Here is a 20,997-nt window from a genome sequence, read left to right on the forward strand (position 1 = left end):
CGCTGTCTTCGTGTGGCGGGGACTACTCCGTGTCTGTCGCCGGCGCTGCAGGCGGCGGCGGAGTGGTCGGGTTCGGAACCCGCGTCTGCGCAGGCGCAGGAGCGGCGGCCGCAGCCACACCCTCGCCGATGCCGCGACCGACGGCCTGACCCTGGATGATGCCGGCGAGGTCGAGCCCCGTGGCCGAGTGGACGCTGTCGAACACCGACCGCATCGCGATTGCGCTGTCGGCTCCGACGACGTTCGAGGCGCCGTCTTCGCCCGAGCCTCCGATGATCGACACGTTGCCGATCGCGGCGTAGCCCTTCGAGAACTCCGCCATGATCGAGGGCAGCACTTCGAGCACCCGCTGCGAGAGGAACGCGTCCTGGTTCGACGCGATCGCCTTCGCCTCCGCCTCGAGGGCGGCCGCTCGCGCGTCACCCTCGGCACGGATCGCGTCGGCCTCGGCGCTGGCGCGCAGGCGGCGGGCTTCGGACTCGGCCTCTGCCTGGGACCGCAGCGCGTCTGCCTCACCCTGCGCCTTCGCGACAGCCGCAGCTGCTTCACCGTCGGCGCGTGCCCTGTCGGCCTGGGCCTGCTGCTCGGCGATGCGAGTACGGGCCTCGGCCTGCTTGACCTGCTCGATCGCGGCAGCCTCGGCCGCGCGCTCGCGGGTGTACAGCTCGGCCTGTGCGCGGGTCTCCGCCTCATACCGCTGCGCGTCGGCGACGCGCTTGACGTCGGCGTCGAGCTGAGCCTGCTTGTTCTCGGCCTGCTGCTGCAGAACGGCCTGCTGCGCCTGCTCGCGGGCGAGGTTCTCAGCCTGCTCGGCCTCGGCGCGAGCCCGACCGATGCCGGCGTTGGAGTTCGCAGTGTTGGTGTCGAGCGCGGTCTGCTCGATCAGGTTGGCTTCCTGGTTCGCGATGTTCTTCTGGTTGATCGCGCGGTCGGCGTTGGTCTGCGAGATCTCCGCGGACTGGCGCTTCGCCTGGATCTCAGGAGCACCGAGCGACTGGATGTAGCCGACCTTGTCGGTGATGCCCTTGATCTGGAACGAGTCGAGGATCAGGCCCTGCTCGGCGAGCTCCTGAGAGACATCGGCGGCGATCTGGTCGGAGAACTTCTTGCGCTCGCGCATCAGCTCGACGACCGAGAGGGTGGCCACGATGCCGCGGAGGGCACCTTCGAGCTGCTCGGTGGTGAACTGCTCGATCGCCTTGTCCTGCGAGGCGAAGCGCTCGGCGGCACGGCGCACCAGGATCGGGTCGGAGCCGATCTTCACGATCGCGACGCCGTCGACGTTCAGGGTCACGCTGTCGAGCGACTGGGCCTCGGCGTTGAGGGAGACCTGGCGTGAGCGCAGCGAGATGATCTCGTGGCGCTGCGTGATCGGGTTGACGAGCGACTTGCCGTTCACGATGACCGTGACCGGCGACTCCGACATCTCGGACCTGCTCGAGCCGTCTGCCGAGAGGACTGCGGTCTGCACCTTCTGCTTGCGACCGGAGATCACGAGTGCCTCGTCGGCGCGAGCGACCTTGATCCAGCTGCGTGCGAACAGCAGCAGGATGAGCAGTAGGACGACGACGACGACGACGGCGATTCCGACGATGACGAGGATGCCGACGATTCCGGCGATCTCCATGGATGACCTCCCTGGTTCCCCCCGAGGGGGCGGTCTCGAGCGCGCCGTGGTGCGCGCCTTCGTCCCCCACCCTGCCAGATAGTGCCCGCCCGCGTTGAGGAGACGACGGTTGTGAGCGGGAACAGGAGGACCTCGCACGGCGCTCTGCGCTGTGCAGGGGAGGTCAGCGGGCGCGGAGCTTCTCCGCGAGGTCGCGCAGCGCGCGCAGTTCGTCGTCGTCCAGGCGCGACATGCGGTCGGCGATCGAGCGTCCGTGCACGGTGGCGAGCGCGCGGAAGGCCTTCGCACCCTCGTCGGTGGCGCGGATCAGGGCACCGCGTCCGTCGTCGGGGTCCGCGCATTTCGCCACGAGTCCTCGCGTGACCATGCGGTCGACCAGACGCGAGACGCTGGGCTGACTGATCAGCATGTTCGAGGTGATGTCGCGCAGCCGCGCGGTCATGTCGGGGGAGCGGGTCACCGTGAGCAGCACATCGTATTCGGCCTGTGTGATATCGCTGTGCTCGAAGTCGCTCAACATCTCGGTGAACAACTGGTGCTGCGCGCGGAACAGGCTCTCCCAGGCCTCCAGGGCGAGCTTGCGATCGGTCATCATCACAGGATAGTGCGAACAGTAAAGGGCCGGTCGGAGAGGCTCCCGACCGGCCCTTGTCCCTTGCACCAAGAGTGTCCTGCAATCACATGCGGTGAGTGCCACAGCAAACATTCACCGTGTGATCACTGTATAACGGCGAGATAACGAATGCAACGGTTTGGTCACGGAAAGTTCGGGTGGGTGTCTGTATGTCCGATCTCACGAAAAGTGTCGGAGTCTCACGAAAGCTGTCGGAGCGTCTCACGAAGGTGTCGGAATCTCATGAGAGGTCTCGGTCGCACTCCGTGTCGACGAGACCCGTTGGGTGCTGGACGTACTCTGCCCGTGAGCCGATCCCCAGTCGGGCGATCCTTGTCAGGGCTCAGGACATAGGCCAGAACCGCTCCCCAGGAGAGAGGCTGACTGCCGAATAGGACGTATCCGTCTATGTCGATTGGATCCCTATGGACCTGGCGCAGCAGTGGCTCGCCTCCCCCGCTCCCGGCTCGGCTGTGAAGCGAACGCGCGTCGAGTATCGACTCGACGGTGTTCAACTGGAAGTCGACGCAGTCGATTGCAACGACGTCGCCTTCGAAAGAGGTGCTCCGGTCCATAGTTTCCCCAGTTGGCGCTTGAAGCGGCACTACGACGGATATCACTGGATGGGTGCGCTCGGCGTCTCAATCGGCTTTGAGTCGCTGACAGAGAGGGACTGCCTCATCGAGTTGGACCGCACGCCCGGCGTCGTCGGCGTCGCGAGCCAGCCGATGTGGATTCGGTGGACCGCGGCTGGGGGTATACGTGAGCACTATCCGGACTACTTCGTTCGTCTCGACGGCCGGCAGGCCGTGCTGATGGACGTCAAGCCTGCGCATCAGAGCGATGACGACGTCAGAGCGCAGTTCGACATGACTGCCCTGTTCGCTGCTGAGCGCGGATGGCGGTACGTCGTCTATGACGCCGAATCGCCGATCCGGGGGGGGGGGGGGGGGGGCCTCGCGCCGTTTCGAGATAGCGCGATCAGCGAGGACTCTCCGAAATTGCCCGAGGGTGGCTTGCCGCCAGGCGAGGTCGCCAGCCTGTTCGACGTCGGATCCAAGGGGTACGCGCACTGTTACGCGCTCCTTTGGTTGGGTGCGCTCGAGGCAGATCTTGAGCAACCGCTCAGCAGTATGACAATCGTGTGGGAAAGGAGCGCGTAATGCGCGTTGCGGTCGGCGGGGCCCTCATGTGGCGTCGACGCAAGTACGTGGTTCTGTTCATCGAGAAGGATTCTGCAACACTCCGAGACGACGATGGCTCCGAAATCGAGGTTGCCGTGGACGAACTTGGACGCGAGGCAGCGCCCATGCCTTCGGACACGTCCGGGCTCCTCCATCTGTCTCTGCAGGCGGAGGATATCGAGCCGAGGACGGATCCCTGGCTACAGGCGCGCATCCGCATTGAGGCCTCCCGCAGCGACGTCGGGGTTGGAAAGGCCATTGGGTGTCAGTCCTCTCACAGCATCTGAGCATCCTGCGCCTATCGCCACTGCGGTGATCGTCGTTTTGGCCTCGCCGGCCCGGTCGCGAATGAGCTCGTTGCGTCGCCGTCGATCATAGGCAATCAGACGGCGACGAATGAGGCGATGAGATCCCGCGGTAGACATCCTTTGGCGTCGACGAACCCCGCGTCAGTCGTTAGATTCATGAGCAGAGGAGGCAGGGGATGCTCAACGTTTGGAGTCGGTCTGGGGCGGTAGCGGGGCGAGGTTTTCACTATCAGGACGCGGTTGGTGCGTGGCTCAGCGGTCGGCTGATCGCGGGCGAACTGGATGCGCAACGCATCGTCCCGGAGGGATTCGAAGATCTACATATCGACGGGCCCGAGCTGACGTTCGTGCAGGTGAAGAGCCGACAGGAGAAGCGAGGCGCATTCTCAGTCGGCGAGACTCTCGGATTTCTTGAGGAGATGTGGGCCAAGCACCTGGCCCGCGAAGCAGAAGGCATTGCTTCAGGTCGCTTGATGCTCATCCAAGAGCGAAGCGTCTCCGGGGAGGTCTTCGACGGGCATGCCGCAGTCCTGGCAGACCTGCCTCTGACTCACCCGCTCGTGGAAGGTGTGACGGAGAGACTGGGCTTGGATCATGCCCGAACCCTCCTACAGCTGACGACCTTGATCACTTTGGATTGGCAGGATGCGCAATCCGCCGCGGTGGATGCGATTACATCCGCCTCCGGGGCGGTACGCGGTGCGGCAGAACTTATTGAGCGCCTGCTGCGGATCGACATAGCAACCGCGGCGGATCAAAACGCGGCAGCTCCTGATCCGGACAACGCGGCGTTCGTGAACGTGAGCTCGATCTCGAAGCGAATCGAAGAAGTGCTAATTCTCCTTGACCGGGATGCCCTGGAGCGGGCACTCCTGGATGGCATCTGTGTTCCCGTTCAGTTCTCGAGCGACGCGGCGGCGAACGACTACTACTTGGGCACCGCAGCCCGGCCTTCACACATCGCATCTGGGTTGCCAGCGCCGATGCCGGATATCGCCGCGCAGGCAATCGAAAGCCTGAACTCGGGCGTTTCCGTCCTATTGACCGGTCCTTCCGGAGTCGGAAAATCAACCGCCCTCTGGTCGACGGTCTACACGCGCCGCGACGTCACCTGGTATCGAGTGACTCGCCTCTCGGCCGATGCCATCCAGGCAATCAGAGATCTCCTCACCGCGCGTATACCGAGCCGCCGAAACCAGATCGGTTTGGTCGTGGACGGCGTGGGGACGGGGGAGCTTGTCGGTTGGGACGCAATCAACCAGGCTGCCAGTGATTTCGAAGGCGTCATGCTCCTCGGGACGGTTCGCAACGAGGACCTCGTCAGCGTACAAGATCGGGCCGCGTGCACGATCGTGGAAGTTGCCCTCACGGAGGAAGTCGCCGAATCGCTGCACGAGAATCTTCGGCGACGCGGGTTGACCTCATACGCGCATTGGCGTGAAGCGTACGTCGAAGCGGACGGGCTGACGATGGAGTTCACTTACATGCTCACGCGTGGCCGTCGGCTCCGAGACGTCCTGCGAGACCAAGTGCTCTCTCGCGTGCGGGCACAGCAAGAGACCGAGCTCCAGATCCTCGCCCTGATCGCAACCGCAGGTAGATGGGCGATCTCAGTGCCTATCTCGGAACTGTCGGAGTTTGAGAACGGATCAGGAAGCCTGCGAAGCGCCCTGACGCGGCTGAACGAGGAACACCTCGTCCAAGTCATGAGTGAGTCGGTGCAAGGACTACATCCGGTGAGATCACGATTCCTCTCTGAGGTTCTCCATGAGCTGCCGCCACCGACCGCCAGCATGACGACAGTGAAGCTCGTATCCATGCTTCCCGCTCCTGCCTTACCGGCGCTGTTGGCAGGAATCTCGCAAGATCTCCCGGGTGCCTTACCGGCGGCCGTAGAGGCGCTTATCGTCAGGATGCAGTCAGGCGATAACGCAGATGTTCTTGAAGGGCTTCGCGCCGTGAAGTTCGTCGATCTGAGCGCCCGATCCGGGCTGTGGGTCGAAGTGCTCGATCGACACGATGTGCAACCGCCGTCAAAACTCTTCGCGATCCAATTAGCGCTGATCGATTCGGACCTAGCGAGTTTGCCGTTCCCGGAAAACGTCTCAGCGGCGATTGCAGAGTTGCGCGCCGCAGTGCGCGAGCCGTTCGAGTTTTTGGACAAGGCTGTGCAACGAGTGGGTGTGCGACGACTCGGCGAAGTGATACTCGACTTGCCAGATTCGGCCAGCGTGAACCAGGCCCTCGAACACTCTCGAAGCCTCGCGCCGGCGATCGCCAGCGACCTGGTGCAAACACTGGGGCGGATGCGCGAAGAAGGCCGTCCCGTCAGATCACTCGAAGTTGAGCCAGATCTGGACGAGTTGGCTGAGCTCTTGCTAGCAGCGGCCACGTTCGCTCCGGAAGTCGCGGAACTACTGCTCGAGGCCGCGGGGGGTGCTGACGGCGCGCAACAGCGCATCCTCGAGCGATTCCCCTGGGCGACGACGGTGGGAATCGTTGACGGTCCTGAGGGTGCAGTTTTCCGTGGCCAGATCCTTCACATTTCCGATCGAGTGCAGGGCGACGCTGACAGAAACGCCAAGGAACTTGCTCGGTTAGGGATCGCACTCAACCCGAGCGTCGTGCATGCAGACATCACCACCATTTGGGCGGACGGATCGCCGTATGAGGTCGCAGGTCATTCGATGGGTGTGTCGACGCTTCGTCGGCAGTATCTTCACTCGCGGTCGTCTGTGAGTGGCCATCGCCAGACCGCTGGGTTTGCCGCGGCTCGCTTGCACGACCTAACAGCGACTGATCGTGCGGAGATCGCGCTAACAGGAATCGCCATCGCCGCGTCGCTCCTCCCAAGGACTATCCGTGTGTGGCTCCGTGGTGAGAATCGTCCTTCTGTCATGTCTGCCATTCACACCTCTCGCGTTGAACTTGACGCGCTTGCGCGTCGCCTGGTCCCGGTGTTTCGCGAGCCGATTGCCGCTGAAAGCTCCGTTACAGCGGATAGCCTCCAGACTCTGCTTTCCGCGATCGCGGTGGACATCCCAGCTCGGCTGGCCGACGCTTCAGGGTATGTAGTGCTCGCGGCGCATATCAGTGACACCCTCGTGGATGCAGTGGGCAAGGCACGGCAAGAGCGGTGGGAGATGGTGGGTGCTGATCCCGACGGGCTGCTTGACGTCGTCGAGCAAGAGCTCCAGCAGCTTGCGACCGTGCTCCAGGAGGTTGGGTCAGGGGGGACGACACCGCAGGACATTCGGCGAGCCGCACGGTCTGGCGACTCGCAGCAGGCCTTGTCTCGCGCGAAAGACCTGTCAACTCGGAACGCGTTGCGGCGTGCCGAGCGCGGTCAGCACGAGAGACTCGCGGTTCTCCGGGAATTCGGCCGGCAGGCTGATTCTTACTCACGGATCGTCCGGGGCGTTCGTGACGGCTGGCCGCCACGGCAGTACGCGATCGCGGTCAAGGCGGAGAACGTTGTCGACTGGCTCCTCGTGCTGGAGAGAACGCTCGCGGCTCTCACTCCCGCGGAGATGAGAGAGGCCTACCGTCCCGCATTGGTAGTCTTCCCGGAGATAGCAGGACGTCGAATCGACTCGTACGGCTGGCAGATCATAGGGTCTGCGTTCCCGATCGTCGAACCACTCACCGGTTGGGGCGGAGAGTTTCCGGAGGCGTGGGAGACGCCGAGGGCCGAGGCGTTCGGTGTGGGACAGCATGCGCTCGCTGTGTTGTCTGGGCTCGTCCTCCTAGAGCGCTCTCGGCCGACCGCTCTGCTTGCCGAAACGCGTTTGTCTGCGGAACGGGAGTTGCACGCTGCTCGCGCGGCCCTCGGCGCTTACCGCGATCGGATCACTCAGGACATTGCTGCCTTTCTCGACTCCTTGGCCGTACAGGTAGCCAGCGAAGCAGAAGGGGACGTAGACGAGATGTTCTCGGCTCAATTTGTAGCGCTCCTTCGGGGTCAGCAAACCCCGATCGCGAGACAGCTCAGCATGTACGCGAGTCTGGCGGTACAGGCCGACATAGATCTGGAGGTGGCCGAGGCGCTCGCTGAATGACGCTTCTTGATGCTGCGCTGACGCCCGACGACCGCGAGCGCAGGCACATTGGAGCACGGGGCGACCGTCAGTGACAGGTTTCGTGAGACGAGGTGATTGTCACCTAGGAACTGTCAGTCCCGGAATATCGCACCGATTTCGTCTCATTCTCTGTCAACTTTCATGAGATCGGACAACTATCGTGTCGTTTCTCACGAAACCTGGCGCATTCTCACGAAACCTGGCGCTGTTCTCATGAAAGGTGGCGGATTCTCGCGGATGTTGTCACACGGTCCTCCGGGATCGACACCTGCGTCAGCAACGCCGACGTCGCCTACGCATCAACTACCTCTGGAGAAGCGTCGGAAGCGGCAAGCGAGTTCAACAATGCGGTGGCCTGGTTCGGCGGACGCATAGGGGATCTGCGTACAGTGCGAATGTGCCTCGAGACCCACGCTTTCGTACCGTTCGTGGTGCGGTCGGAGTCATGCTCGCTGCCGTGTTCGCCATCGGTCTGAGCGGGTGTGCGCCGGATCCGGTCAGCGATTCCTTCCTCAAGGGTGAGAACACCGGGTATGTGGCCGCTGACGGCTCGATCGTCGAGATCCCGGTGGCCGAGCGGAGCGAACCGGTCGCCTTCAGCGGCATCACGGAAACTGGTGATGATTTCGACAGTGCCGACAACGCCGGCAAGGTGACGGTGGTCAATTTCTGGTACGCCGGGTGCGCGCCATGCCGCATCGAGGCGAAGGATCTCGAGAGTGTCTGGCAGGAATACGGCGGCGAGGATGTAGCTTTCATTGGCATCAACACCCGCGACCAGGCGGACACTGCCCAGGCTTTTGCTGACGAGTTCGGCATCACCTATCCGAGCCTGATCGACGTGAACACGGCCGAGGCGAAACTCGCTTTCTCCGAGGCCGTGCCGATCCAGGCGACGCCGACGACTCTCGTGCTCGACAGACAGGGCCGTGTCGCCGCTCGCATCATCGGGCCTATCGATGGCACCTCGATCCTCTCGACCCTCGTCAAGGACGCCCTAGCGGAGACACCGTGAACGCCGACACAATCATCGGGTCCGGTGCGCTCTGGCTCGCAGTCCCCATTGCGATGCTTGCCGGCCTCGTGTCGTTCCTGTCGCCCTGCGTGCTCCCGCTGGTCCCCGGCTACCTCGGCTTCCTCGGCGGAGCGGTCGCGCCGCGGTCGAGGGGCGACGCGACGCATGCAGCTGCGCCTGAGCGGCGTCAGCTCGTGGTCGGCGTGCTGCTGTTCATCCTCGGCTTCAGTGTCGTCTTCGTTCTCATCACCGCGCTGAGCGGGACGGCCGGCGTGTTCTTCCTACGCTGGGGGGACGTGATCACACGGATCCTCGGCATCGTCGTTATCCTGATGGGTCTCGTCTTCCTCGGCCTGCTCCGTTTCGCCCAGCGGGAGGTCCGCTTTCACGTCGGCTCCCGGGCCGGTGTCGTCGGGGCGCCGCTACTTGGAGTGGCACTCGGCATCGGCTGGGCGCCGTGCATGGGGCCGACACTTGCCGCGATCATCGCGCTTTCGTTCAACGCTGGCGACCCTGTCCGGGCCGGCTTCCTTGGCCTCATGTATTCGCTTGGCCTCGGCATCCCGTTCCTTTTGGTCGCGCTCGGTTTCGGTTGGGCGGCGAAGACGGTCGAGTTTCTCCGACGTCACATCCGGGTGGTGAACGTCTGCGGCGGCATCATGCTGATCGTCCTCGGGATCCTGATGGTGACCGGGCTGTGGACCGACATCATGTCGCGGCTGACAGCGGTGATGGGCAGCGTCATCCTCCCTCTCTGAGATCCCTAGCAAGGATGTCGCGAGTGACGACTGGAGCAGCCCTCTCTATCCGACTGCTCATGTCGACGGCGCCACTTCGTGATTCCGTGTCGGAGCCTTAGATATAGACGCCGCGGTCTTCCATGAATCGGACGGGGTTGGTGTAACCACCATTGATGTAGACCTCGAAATGCAGATGGCAACCGAAGGAGCGTCCAGTGTCACCCGCGTAAGCGATGACCTGTCCGGAATTGACCCACTGCCCCCGGCCGACGGCGATGCCACCGGGTTTGATGTGCGCGTAACCGGTGCTGACGCCCCCGCCGTGTTGGATTCGGACGTAGTTGCCATAGTTGCCGTTGGCGCCGGCGTAGTCCACGGTTCCGGAGTTGGCGGCGTAGATCGCCGCCCCGCAGCCGTTGGCCATGTCCGCGCCGTAGTGGTAGCTCGAGGAGCAGCCCTGCGAACCGCAGATTGGGGTCCGAGGACCGTAGCTTGAACTTCGGCCGCCTCCGTGTGGCCGAACCCACCCGCCGCTTCCGGCGGAGCCTCCCCCGCCACCGTTTCCGCCTCCGTTGGCTGCTGCTTCGGCGGCTTCGCGTTCGCGACGGGCTCTCTCTTCGGCCTCGCGCGCGGCCACACCCGCCTGATAGCCAGCGACCGTCTGCGTGGTGGTGTCTTTCAGGGCGGCGAGCTGCGCCTGCATCGTCTCGAGGTTCGCGGCCTGCTCGTCGAGGGCGGCTTGTGCGGCGTCGGCCGCTTCTTGTGCGGCAATCATCTTCTGCTCTGCGACCTGCTGCAGTCGGTCCCGTTCGTCGCGGGCGACCTTCGCCTGATCGGTGAGCGATTGGGCGGTATCGCGCGCGGAGATTGCGTCATCGTAGACCGATCGGTTGTACTCGAGCAGCTTGTCCATGGTGCCCAGGCGGGACAAGAGCTCATCGGCGTTGGCCGCGGAACCGGAGAAGAACAGTTGAAGTGCTGAGTCGTCTCCACCGTTGCGGTACAGCTGTGTCGCAACTTGACCGGCCCTGCGCGCAGAGGCTTCGGCAATCGCTGATTGTTCGTCCGCTTGCGCCTGCAGGCTCTCGGCTTCCGTGATCGCAGCGAAGTATTCCTGCTGAGCTGCATAGAATTCGTCGGAGGCTGTATCGGCGGCAGCCTGAGTCTCGGCGACTTTCTGCGTCAAGGACTGGATCAGCCCTTCGATCCGGGTGATCTCGGCAGCCTTGGCAGCTTCGCTGTTCTTGGCGCGTTGCACATCGTCCCAACTCGGGTACGACGCAGCGTACGCAGCTGAAACGCCGGAGCCGATACCGAACGCAGCGAATGCAGCGACGCCGAGGGCTCCGAGCCCGAAAGCGCCACGTCGAGTAACACTCAGCTTCCAGAACGAGTCGCGTTCGGCGGGCGTGGGTGCACACCCGCATTCTTCAGCCGCCTCCGTAGCCGCAGAGATGCTTCGTCCGTTCACTGTGCCCTCTCCTCGAGCTCGGCTTCGTGGATTCTGCCGCCATGGGCGCACAGATTGGCCATGCCCGCATTGCCCGCCGTCTGGTCTATCGTCCGTTCGTGGGGAAAGAAGTAGAGCCGACTCGCCCATGATCTCTGATCTGTGGCCCATATCTGACGCAGCGAACTTGAGTTCGACTGCCCTGACACGAAGCTCACTCTTTCGTGTCCGTGTGGACGTCGGCGCTCAACCTGTTGTGTTTCTTCTTCCTCACTTGCCGTACGACAGCGGTGGCGGTGATCACCGCGGCACCTAGGACAGTGACGGCGATGATGAGCGGGATCGCGATCGAAGCCACCTCGTTCTCGCCTGCGGATGCCGCCGGGGGAGGAGTGTCGGCCGCTGGAGGTTCGGTGGTTGGCGCGGTGGAGGGCAACGCCTTTGCCGGTTGGATCCGTGATTGTTCGTTCCCGCATGCTGGTTTGTCCCATCCCAGCCCTGGCTCGCTGCCGGTGGGAGCGTACGTGAACGTGAAGCTCTCGGAGATGGGGTGACCGTCGCTGGAGACGGCGTTCCACAGCACGGTGTAGACGCCCGGCTCTCCCAGTGAGACCGGGGTGGTGAGGATATTGCGGTCGATGGTGGAGCAGCTGGACTCGTAGAAGAGGCCGTCGGGTCCTTGCACTTGGGCGAAGCTGGCCTGGCTGAAGTCGATGAGTTCCCCGCTGAACGTGAGAGCGACGTCCTCAAGTTGGGCGACGGTTTCGTCTGCCCCGGGCACGGTGTCCAGGAGGTTGTCGTGCGCGAGAGCTGCGGGGGCCGGTGCGGCCACGATTCCCAGTGTGATGAGGGCAAGAAGGGTGCTGGCGAGCCAGCGGGTGCGGTGGGTGGAGGTCACAGGTTCGGGTCCTTTCGTACGGCGGGCACCGGGGTGCTGTCGGTAGGTCGGTTGTTGCGTTTCGTGTGGAGGACGGAGATGCCGGTGAGGATTGCGAGCGTTCCCGCGATCATCAAGGTGGCGCCTCCGGCGAGGGCCTGGTCCTGGAGGGGGGTGGGTCCCCACGTCCGCCCCATGGCGCCAAACCACTCCGCGACGATGAGGTCGGAGCGGGTGATCGTGGCGATGCCGAAGAAGGTGGCCACGCCTGTGAGCGCAGTGAGTGAAGCCAAACGCCACCGCCCCTCGGGGGTCGTGGACGCGTTTAGGGCGAGCGATCGTGCGAAGAGGCACCCGGTGACGAGGAGCTGGCTGATCATCCATTCCGCGCCGAGTTGGTCGTAGAGCGACCATCGGAACAGGTCGGAGTAGTGGATCAACCCCAGCGATGTGGCGAAAAGAGCCGCGGCGACGACGGGGCGTTGAGCGAACCGTGCCAGCGGGCTGCGGGCGGCCCAGAGAAGCCATTCCCGCGGCCCTCGGCTTCCATCGTCCCGTGGATGGATGACCAAGGTTGCGAGGGTGAGGGGCGCCGCGAAGACAAGGAGCAAGGGGATCGCGAGACTGAGGAGAGCGAAGGAGAGGAATCGCATACTGATGAGCGAGTCGTCGTAGGCGGCGAGCGGGCCGCTGGTCGTCCACAGAAGCACTCCCATCCCCGCAATCCAGCTGATCGTCCGCCTGGCTGGCCACGGATACCCGCGGCGCTGAGCGCGTCGGACGCCGAGGAGGTAGAAGACGATTCCGAAACCCGCGACGAGCACCCAGAGGAGGTCGGGGCTCCACGCCGTGAACCATCTCTGCAGGGTGAGTTCGATCGGGACGGGTGCGTCGGTGAGGATCTCCGCGGCGGTGGTCTGCGGGAGTGTGACCGTATCGGCGGGGGCGGCGGTGCGGGCGAGAGCTGCGGCGGCCCCGCTCGCGATACCCATGAAACCAAGTTCGACACACACGATCATCCAGAAGGCGCCACGGCCCTCGCTGGCTTTCGCGATGAGTCGACGGCGGTAGGCGGCACCCAGGATGCCCATGATCAGAAGCGCGCCGATCTTTGTGCAGAGGATGAGGCCGTACGGTGAGGCCAGGTCCTCCCACCGTCCGAGGGCAGTGAGCGTCCGCGCGTATCCCGAGATGGCGACGCCGAGGAACGCGATGAGCGCCACCGTAGAGTACCGGCGGAGCACACTTTCGAGTTCGTGCGGAGAGCTAATCGGTCGCACGACGACGAGCAGGATGAGACCCCCGAGCCATATTGCCGCTGAAATGACATGCAGGACGAGGGACATGACCGCGGGATCGTGGTTGGCGAGCTCACCCGAATGGCCCTGGGTGGCCATGGGTATCAGGCTGATGACCGCAAGCACGGTCGTGAACAGCACCGCCCCATAGCTGCGCACAGCGAATGCGAGGACTGTCACGACTGAGGCGAGGATCGCGGTGATAAGCCATGATCGTCCCAGCTCCGTGTCGAGGAGAAAGCGGCCGAGCTGCGCACCGAACTCGGCGCCCAAGCTCACTTGCGGATTGAATGACGACAGGAAGGTGAGAAAAGCCACCACCCCGCTGGTGATGGTGAGGGTCGCGGCGCCGGCAGAGGCAATATTTAGCGCGACGATGAAGGGTTTCCCCCCTGAGGGGAGAGCGAACACCGCCAGCACCAGGGGCCCGAGCATCGCCGCACCGGAAAGATTGACGAACAGCTTCGCGGCTGGGAGTCCCCATCGCACGAGCGCTCCAGGGTCACTGGTGAGTCTCGGTGCAGCTCCTCCACCGATTGCGAGCCCGACCACCACAGCGATGAGTGCGGCGACAACGAGAATCGTTGGTCCAACGATCCGGAGAACGACGGGATTCATGGAGTGGTATCTCCCGTCCCAGTGCCAGGAGCGTCCGGGTCTTCCGTCACAGGTGCCGTGCATTCACCGGTCTTGGGGAGCTGCTGGATCGCCCCGGCGAGAGATTCAAGAACCGCGTCCGCCGACAGGGTGGTCGTGTCTACGTACACCTGGGCAGCCGGCTCCCGGCCGTAGGTTGTGAGCCGCAGATTCGGGGTCTCCTCCTCGTCGACGATCCAGTCGACGCCCCCCAAGCTGACACATTGCAGCGTGGTGGGGGCCGGGGGTTCCAACCCGCAGGTGAGGAGCACGCTACTGGGGGTGCCCCATGCTGCGGTGGCCTGAGCGTCCGTCCACACGCGAGCCTGGTCGCCAATCGAGTCCGGTAGTCGCACGGTGACCTCTGCGCACAGCGGGTCATTCGCGTTTGCTGCGGGCTCGAGGTGGACGGTGGGTGCGCAGCTGCTGAGTAGAAGCAGTGCGCACAGTGCCGCGACAGAGGTCAGAATCTTGAGCTTCACAACTTCATCCATCCGTCTTCTTGGGCGTCAGCATGCGACCGCCGCTGTCGGATCGACATGATGAGCAGCGCTAGTACGGTTCCGATACTGAGTGTCCAGTCGAGCCACGGCATCAGCACGACGGCGAGGGTCGTGCCGGTGCGGAGAGGGACCTCGGTGATCTTCGCCGCGGTCGTGTCCACCGCAACCTGAGCCAACACCTGTCCATCGCGGCCGATGACTTGACTGGTCCCGGTGGTGGAGACGTTCACGGCAGTTCTCCCTGTTTCGATCGCGCGCATGCGGGCGATGGCCAGCTGTTGGAGGTTCTCGTCGGTGCCTCTGAAGTCCGCGTTGTTGGTTTGAAACACGAACATCTGCGCGCCAGAGGCCGCGCTTTGGTGGATGACGTCGTCGTAGATGACGTCGAAACAGATCGCCAGACCGATGGGCACATCGCCAACGTTCACGAGGGGTGTGTTGGAGCCGGGCGTGTACTCGCGTTGTATCAATCCGATGAGGTCGGGGGCGATCGCTTCGTAAAACCAACGGTCCGGAACGTATTCGCCGAAAGGGACGGGGTTGGCCTTGTCGTGGAGCTGCTGCGGCCCGGCGCTGGTCCACAGCATCGAGGTGTTGAACGTATCGGCTCCACGAGTGGTCGCCGCATTCACCAGTGCCGGAGCACCAGCACCCTGCACGAGTCGATCAAGGCGGCCTGCGACGGCGACATCGCGCAGGGGATCTGCGTCAACGGCCCCTTCTGGCCAGACGAGAAGGTCCATCTCACGGTCCAGAAGAGGAGCGGTCGCTTCTTCCTGCGCGCGCATGATGTCACCTGTTGTCCTGGTGTCGAAGTAGCCGCTAGGGCCGTTGCCCTGCACCCATCCGACGCGCATCATTCCCGCTTGCTCGGTGGGGAACAGAGGGACGACTGTCGCGGCAACGACGATGACCGCCGCTGCTGCTGCTGGCTCCCATCGGCGGAGGATGAGGGCCTCCACGACGCTCGCGCAGACGAGAACCGTCAGGAAGGACAGCCCGGTGGTCCCCACCCATGAAGCGGCCTCCGCGAGCGGGCTCTCGGCGAGGCTGAAACCGACGCGCGCCCACGGGAAACCGGTGTACGGCGTACTCCCCATCAGCGTTTCTCGCAGCACCCACACCCCGGCGACGAGCACGGGAGTGATCGCGCGATACCCGTGTCGCGCCCGGGTGGTGGCGACACGATAGGCGAGTGCGATCAGCGCGCCGCCGGCACCGAACAGCAGGGATTCCAAGCCAGCCAGCGCGACCCACGGGATGGGGCCCAGAAACCGTGACACCCATACCAAGTGGGTGAAGTAGAAGGCCGCGCCGTAGACGAGGGAGATCAGGAACGCCCTGGGGAGAGAACGTCCGCGGAGCGTCCACAGCCCGATGGTTACGCTCACGAACGTTGCAGGCCACCACCCGTATGCGGGGTAGCCGAGATCCAGCATTCCTCCTGCGATGGCGGACGCGACAATCGCTACGGGGAAGGGCACCGCAGCTGACAGGCGCGCATCGTGCTCTCTGGGGTTACCGCGCCTTATTCGGCCGGAGAGGGCGTTTCTCACTAACGGGTCAGCGGTCACGGTCATGAGAGCTCAGTTTTTTGAGGTAGGCGTTGTACGTGTCGAGGTCGGTGTTCCCGTGCACGTCGGCGTACCGGTCGTCCGCGGCAGCACGAGCGGTGTCGCTGCGGAACCAACGATGCATCACGTAGATCAGCATCAGCACGGTCGGGGCTTCACCGTAGGACCATGCCAGAGCGCCGGCTAGCTGCTGGTCGGCGAGGGGATCGATGCCCAGCGCCTCTGTGGGGGCGACGAATGAGCCGACCAGGATCGTACTGGCCATCATGAGGAACACCCCGAAGAACGCGTGCAGCGCGGCTTCAGCAAACACGTCCAGTGCACGCGCACCATGACCCAACCTGACCGGCAGAGGATCGGAGGACAGGATGGGGATGGTGAACAGCATGCCGGCGAGAAGGAATCCGACCTCGAGCGCGACGTGACCTCCGGGCGCGGTGAGGATGACATCGGCAGCACCCGCAAGGTAGATGCCGTAGAACGCGAACAGGTAGAGCGGGACAGTGGCCCACGGACTGAGCACCCACTTCGCGGCGGGGTTTCGAAGAGCGCCGTGCGCTGTTTTCAGGACTACCCGTCCCGCTCCGTGATGCGGTGTTGCTCGCAGAAGAAGGGTTCCGGGTGAGCCGAGGACCAGCAGCGGCGGCACCATCATCATCAGAGTGAGCTGCTGGAACATGAAAACGGACACCAGCGCCTGGCCATACGTTTCAACGCCCAGACCGGTGACCGCCGCGAGGAGAATGCACCCGAGCAGAAAGCTGACCGTCCGCCACACAGGCCAACGACGCCCGTGCGTCCACAATCGGATCGCTCCGACGAGATACAGCGCAGCGAGAATCCCCGCGACGATGGGTAGCACCGGAAGCGGGATGTCGGCTGGTGCGAGGAACGTCTGCAGAGACGGGGGACTGCTGGGGATCTCGCCGCTCACACGCATGGTCGTGACACGAAGCTCATGCCGCTCACTTCCGGATCACCTTGATCGTCGCACCCGCTGCCAGGAACACCACGGCCGCGATGGGCTGTGCTGTAGTCCACACGACACCGGAGAAGGGGAATGGCATTACCGGATTCCAGAGCACGGCGATCGCGAGGAAGACCGGGATCCACCACCAGTGGCGTGCCTGCAGCGCAAACCACGCGACGATCAGCCCGAAAATTGAGGCGATGAAGAGGACGAGGGGTGCCCAGTTCGCCTGGAAGAGCACCGGAGCCAGGAACAGGATCGCGGCGGCGACGAGGCTGGGGGCCAGGGCGTTCCGCTGGTAAGTGGAGGGGACGCGTTCTTTTGGACTCATGGGTGAACCGTTTCTTCGGTGGGTGCAGGGCCGACGGGATCGGGGTCTGGCCGTCGACGGCTTGTGCGCAGACCCGCGACGATGAGGAATACGGCACCGATGCCGAGAGCGACGTCGGCGAGGTTGCCGATGAACAGGTTTCCGTAGGCGAGGAAGTCGGTGACGTGCCCGATCCCGAACGCGGGCGGCGAGAACAAGCGGTCGATGAGGTTTCCGATCGCACCGCCCACGATGAAACCGAAACCAACCGCCGACCACACGTTCCGGGCTCGGGTGGCGGCACCGATGAGGAGCGCAGTGACAGCGACCCCGATGACGGTGATGACCCATGTGGAGCCTTCCCCGAGCGAGAAGATCGCCCCGGGGTTGAAGGCCAGTTGAAGACCGAGCCAGTCACCGATCAGCGGTATACGCGCATCTTGCCGCAACGTGTTCAGAGCAAGAGTCTTGGTGCCTTGATCGATCAGGATGACGATGGCGGTGACGATGAGCATCACGGCCGACCGGCGGACTCGATCACGCATCGGCGTCTTTCTCCGTAGCTGCGGCATCCTTGGCGGCCTGTGCGCGGTCGCGCTGGTGACGCTGGCGCCCGGCCATAACCACTCCCACGACGCCGATCCCCAGAATCAGTGCCAGACCCGAGAGGAAGAACAGGGGCAGCAGTTCGAAAGCACCGCCGCCGGATGCCGTGCCACCGTATGTTTGCGCGGGTCGGGCCGGTTCCGGCTCCTCGGTTGGGGAGGTTTCAGGGGTGGGGCTTGTGGTCGCAGTGCTGGGTTCCGTGTCCATCGCGGACGTGACCGTGTACACATACTCCCCGTTGATCGGGTGTCCGTCGGCGGAGACGGTCTTCCAGCGGACGGTGAAGATGCCGGTTGCGGCGTCGGGGGAGAGGTGTTGGGTGATCGAGTCACCGCTCACCGTTGGCGGGTCGACGGCGACGTTTGCTCCGCTTTCATCGATAACCTCGACGACCGTTGCGTCGTCATCACCGGTGAGGGTCCCGGTGAACATCAGAGAGATCTCATCGGGGGAGCCGTTGATGGTCGAGTCGGCGGTGGGGTACGACGAAACGAAGTCATCATGAGCGGCGGCCGGAGATGCAGTCCCAAGTACGACGGATGCCGACAACAACAGGGTGGTGAGGACGGCAGTGGTGCGTGCCGAGAGGCGTTTATGCATGGGTGTCGTGCTCTCCGGGGTGGGATTCGGGTTCGATCTGAAAGGTGGAGTGTTCGATGCTCACGGCGAAATGTTCGCTGACGCATTGCTGAAGTGATGTCAGCAGTGCGGCGGAAGCTTCCATCGTGACGGTGTCATCGACCACGACGTGGGCGGTGAGCGTGGGGAGGTCGGTCGAGACCTGGGTCGCGTGGAGGTCGTGCACAGCGACCACGTGCGGAAGGGCAAGGATGTGGCGGCGGACGTCCTCGAGGTCGAGGCCGGCAGGTGTGGACTCCATCAACACCCGGCCGGATGCTCGCAACAGGATGAGGGTGCGGGGAATGATGAGCAGCGCGATCAAGACCCCCGCGACGGCGTCCGCCTGATACCAACCGAAAACGGCGATGAGGATGGCGCTGGCGATGACGCCGACGGAACCGAGGGCATCGTTGACGACCTCGAGGAACGCGGCGCGCATGTTGAGATTGCGTCCGCGGCCGCTGAACAATACGAGCATGGAGGCGATGTTGGCGACGAGACCGACGATGCCGAAGAACAGCAGACTCCCCGAAGCGATCTCAGGGGGCTCGAACAGCCGCCGTACGCCTTCCACGAGCGCGAAGATGCCCACTCCGAGCAGCAGAGATGCTTGAGCGAGCGCACCGAGCACCTCCGTGCGTTGAAGACCGAAGGTGTATTTGGGAGTCGGGGGACGGTTCATCAGATGCGCAGCGGTGACGGCCATCGCCAACCCGATGACATCGGTGAGCATGTGCGCCGCATCAACGAGCAGTGCGAGGCTGCCTGTGATGATCGCGCCGATCACTTCGACGATGAAGACCGAGGAGGTGATCGCGAACGCGATGACCAGGCGATTGCGGGGAGTGGCGTCACCAATACCGTGACTGTGCCCTGTTTCTGTCATGGTGCTCCTTTACGGCCGTCCAACGATGAGCCGGGCGACGGTCGCCGCATCGCGACTCGTCCCAGCGAGGGTGTCAGCGTCCGCGCGGGAGTATCGCGGCATGCCAACAGTGAACAGTCCGGGGATGCGTGCACTGACGTGCAATGGCTGCCCGGGCGGCTCCGAATCGGGCAGCCACCCGTCTGCCGCCCTGTATCCGGTCGCGAGGATCACGGAATGCGGCTTCATGGACGCCCCATCGGCGAACATCACGGTGTCTCCGTGAATCTCCGTCACGGCGGCGGCATGAGTGACGTCTGTCGAAGCTACGCGGTGGCGTGCCTCGGACATCGGACCCTTACGCCGCAGCCTTGACCAGACGGACCGCTCCGATATCCGTGCTGGTTCGGCTCGAGTCGCGAGGGTGACGTCGTGGGAGGACGCGAGTTCTTCAGCAATCTCTACTCCGCTGTATCCGCCGCCAACGATCAACACGGGGCCGGGGGGTATCTGCGCGGGGTAGAGGTACTGGCTGGAATGCAGCACAACACCGGGTACTGCCAGTTCCTGGCGCCATCCCGGTATGCGCGGCACGGCGGCAGCTCCCGTTGCGCAGACCACATTTCGGGTTTGCACTTCCCCGGCGGAGGTCGACAGATGCAGCGTGGATCCGTCGCCCAACCGGTTGACTCCAAGAGCTCGTGTGCTCCACACGGTTTTCACACCGATGGCTTTCTCCACCGAAGACAGGTAGTCGGACATCTCATCCGCACTCGGATGACGGTCTTCATCGCCCGGGAAAGGGAACCCGCGGACGACATTGTGGCGTGCCGCACTGCGTAGTTTCATCGCCTGCCGCCGTGTGGCCCAGCTTCGTTGACCGGGGGGTGCAGAATCGATGATCACGAAGTCTTTCTGTGGCTCAAGCCCGGAGGACCTGAGCGCGGCGGCTGTCGCCAATCCGGAGTGCCCGGCGCCAACGATGATGACGCGACGGTGCGATAGCGAATGCGCCATCATTCAGCACCGTTCACCGCGGCTTCAATGCTGTCTTCCAGGTCAGTCCACGTCTCCAGTACGACAGGCTCCCCATCGATGAAGAACGAGGGGGTGCTGCTGACACCGAGCTGCTCACCCTCGTCGAGATCGAATTGGACCCGTTCTGCTGTCGCCGGATCAGCGACCGCATCATCGAACGCGGCCATGTCCAATCCGAGTTCCTCCGCAAACCCCCGGAACAGGTCCGCACGAGACTCTTGAGCCTCACCCCATTGAGGCTGCGTCTCGAACAGGCGGTGATACATGTCTTCCAGGCGGCCCTGCTGCGCTGCGGCTTCGGCAGCGATTGCGGCGTTCTTTGAGTTGAGGTGACCCGGCAGCGGGAAGTAGCGGATCACGTAGGTGATCTCGCCATCGAACTTGCCGCGGAGATCCTCGACGAGGGGATAGAAAGCACCGCAGGCCTCGCACTCGAAATCGAGGAATTCGACGACCGTCACCGCCCCTTCTCCTCCGTCATCGAGGACGTGCGAGTTCTCACGGACGACCTGTGGACCGTCAGCGGGCCCCGTCTCGGGTGCGGCAGCTTGATTCTGATTGATGAGGACGAAGACCAGCGCGACGACCAGCAACACCACGGCGATAGCCACGGTGACAAGTACCGCTTTCACGGAAGATTTCATAGACACTCCAAACACACACAACGAACGAGGACGACCAGT

The 20,997-nt window shown here is 63.8% G+C and carries 19 protein-coding genes; 5 read left to right on the forward strand and 14 right to left on the reverse strand.

Annotated elements, in window-relative coordinates; all coding sequences use genetic code 11:
* Positions 1-22: 22 nt before the first annotated feature.
* Together ASC55_RS14380 and ASC55_RS14385 are read right to left on the reverse strand one after the other, a co-directional pair.
* Entirely contained in the window at positions 23-1,627 is a 1,605-nt protein-coding gene (locus ASC55_RS14380; RefSeq protein WP_055876930.1) for an SPFH domain-containing protein, read from the reverse strand.
* A 163-nt stretch (positions 1,628-1,790) separates the two neighbouring features.
* On the reverse strand, positions 1,791-2,219 hold the full coding sequence (locus ASC55_RS14385; protein WP_055877883.1) for a MarR family winged helix-turn-helix transcriptional regulator: 429 nt from the start codon (positions 2,217-2,219) through the stop codon (positions 1,791-1,793).
* A 446-nt stretch (positions 2,220-2,665) separates the two neighbouring features.
* Between ASC55_RS14385 and ASC55_RS14390 the strand changes: the two genes are divergently transcribed.
* The 5 genes from ASC55_RS14390 to ASC55_RS14410 all read left to right on the forward strand — a co-directional run bounded on the left by ASC55_RS14390 (position 2,666) and on the right by ASC55_RS14410 (position 9,584).
* Positions 2,666-3,403, forward strand: coding sequence for a TnsA-like heteromeric transposase endonuclease subunit (locus ASC55_RS14390; RefSeq protein WP_055876931.1), 738 nt, complete (start codon positions 2,666-2,668; stop codon positions 3,401-3,403).
* Complete coding sequence (locus ASC55_RS14395) at positions 3,403-3,711, forward strand: hypothetical protein (RefSeq protein WP_055876933.1); 309 nt, start codon at positions 3,403-3,405, stop codon at positions 3,709-3,711. Before ASC55_RS14390 ends, ASC55_RS14395 begins: the two co-directional genes overlap by 1 nt.
* A 197-nt stretch (positions 3,712-3,908) precedes the next feature.
* Entirely contained in the window at positions 3,909-7,790 is a 3,882-nt protein-coding gene (locus ASC55_RS14400; protein ID WP_055876935.1) for a hypothetical protein, read from the forward strand.
* Positions 7,791-8,256: 466 nt separating this feature from the next.
* Positions 8,257-8,826, forward strand: coding sequence for a TlpA family protein disulfide reductase (locus ASC55_RS14405; protein WP_055876938.1), 570 nt, complete (start codon positions 8,257-8,259; stop codon positions 8,824-8,826).
* Entirely contained in the window at positions 8,823-9,584 is a 762-nt protein-coding gene (locus tag ASC55_RS14410) for a cytochrome c biogenesis CcdA family protein (RefSeq protein WP_055876941.1), read from the forward strand. Before ASC55_RS14405 ends, ASC55_RS14410 begins: the two co-directional genes overlap by 4 nt.
* A 97-nt stretch (positions 9,585-9,681) precedes the next feature.
* On the opposite strand, the gene ASC55_RS14415 is transcribed toward ASC55_RS14410, so the two are convergent.
* The 12 genes from ASC55_RS14415 to ASC55_RS14475 form a co-directional block, all read right to left on the reverse strand.
* Complete coding sequence (locus ASC55_RS14415; protein WP_055876944.1) at positions 9,682-11,037, reverse strand: M23 family metallopeptidase; 1,356 nt, start codon at positions 11,035-11,037, stop codon at positions 9,682-9,684.
* A 193-nt stretch (positions 11,038-11,230) separates the two neighbouring features.
* Complete coding sequence (locus ASC55_RS14425) at positions 11,231-11,914, reverse strand: copper resistance CopC family protein (RefSeq protein WP_055876950.1); 684 nt, start codon at positions 11,912-11,914, stop codon at positions 11,231-11,233.
* Positions 11,911-13,626 (reverse strand): cytochrome c oxidase assembly protein, encoded by a 1,716-nt coding sequence (locus ASC55_RS14430; RefSeq protein WP_055876955.1) that lies wholly within the window; start codon positions 13,624-13,626, stop codon positions 11,911-11,913. Before ASC55_RS14430 ends, ASC55_RS14425 begins: the two co-directional genes overlap by 4 nt.
* Positions 13,627-13,805: 179 nt before the next feature.
* A complete protein-coding gene (locus ASC55_RS14435; RefSeq protein WP_055876958.1) occupies positions 13,806-14,321 on the reverse strand; it encodes a DUF3515 family protein in 516 nt (171 codons plus the stop codon).
* The gene (lnt, locus tag ASC55_RS14440; RefSeq protein WP_082524378.1) at positions 14,306-15,910 is read right to left on the reverse strand and encodes an apolipoprotein N-acyltransferase; all 1,605 of its coding nucleotides are present in this window, start codon (positions 15,908-15,910) and stop codon (positions 14,306-14,308) included. Before lnt ends, ASC55_RS14435 begins: the two co-directional genes overlap by 16 nt.
* Positions 15,894-16,844 carry a cytochrome c oxidase assembly protein gene (locus tag ASC55_RS14445; protein WP_055876961.1) on the reverse strand — a complete coding sequence of 317 codons (951 nt, stop codon included), beginning with the start codon at positions 16,842-16,844 and terminating at the stop codon, positions 15,894-15,896. Before ASC55_RS14445 ends, lnt begins: the two co-directional genes overlap by 17 nt.
* Before the next feature lie 25 nt (positions 16,845-16,869).
* Positions 16,870-17,205, reverse strand: coding sequence for a DUF6804 family protein (locus ASC55_RS14450; RefSeq protein ID WP_055876964.1), 336 nt, complete (start codon positions 17,203-17,205; stop codon positions 16,870-16,872).
* Positions 17,202-17,729, reverse strand: coding sequence for a signal peptidase II (gene lspA, locus ASC55_RS14455; protein WP_055876967.1), 528 nt, complete (start codon positions 17,727-17,729; stop codon positions 17,202-17,204). The genes ASC55_RS14450 and lspA overlap by 4 nt, the downstream gene beginning before the upstream one ends.
* On the reverse strand, positions 17,722-18,390 hold the full coding sequence (locus tag ASC55_RS14460; protein WP_055876971.1) for a copper resistance CopC family protein: 669 nt from the start codon (positions 18,388-18,390) through the stop codon (positions 17,722-17,724). Before ASC55_RS14460 ends, lspA begins: the two co-directional genes overlap by 8 nt.
* Positions 18,383-19,297 (reverse strand): cation diffusion facilitator family transporter, encoded by a 915-nt coding sequence (locus ASC55_RS14465; RefSeq protein WP_055876973.1) that lies wholly within the window; start codon positions 19,295-19,297, stop codon positions 18,383-18,385. Before ASC55_RS14465 ends, ASC55_RS14460 begins: the two co-directional genes overlap by 8 nt.
* A gap of 9 nt (positions 19,298-19,306) precedes the next feature.
* A complete protein-coding gene (locus ASC55_RS14470; RefSeq protein WP_319944139.1) occupies positions 19,307-20,296 on the reverse strand; it encodes an NAD(P)-binding domain-containing protein in 990 nt (329 codons plus the stop codon).
* Positions 20,293-20,958: a DsbA family protein gene (locus ASC55_RS14475; RefSeq protein WP_055876976.1), complete on the reverse strand. Its 666-nt coding sequence runs from the start codon at positions 20,956-20,958 to the stop codon at positions 20,293-20,295. Before ASC55_RS14475 ends, ASC55_RS14470 begins: the two co-directional genes overlap by 4 nt.
* Positions 20,959-20,997 lie beyond the last annotated feature (39 nt).

Origin of the sequence: Microbacterium sp. Root322 (assembly GCF_001425645.1) — a bacterium.
Taxonomy (GTDB): domain Bacteria; phylum Actinomycetota; class Actinomycetes; order Actinomycetales; family Microbacteriaceae; genus Microbacterium; species Microbacterium maritypicum.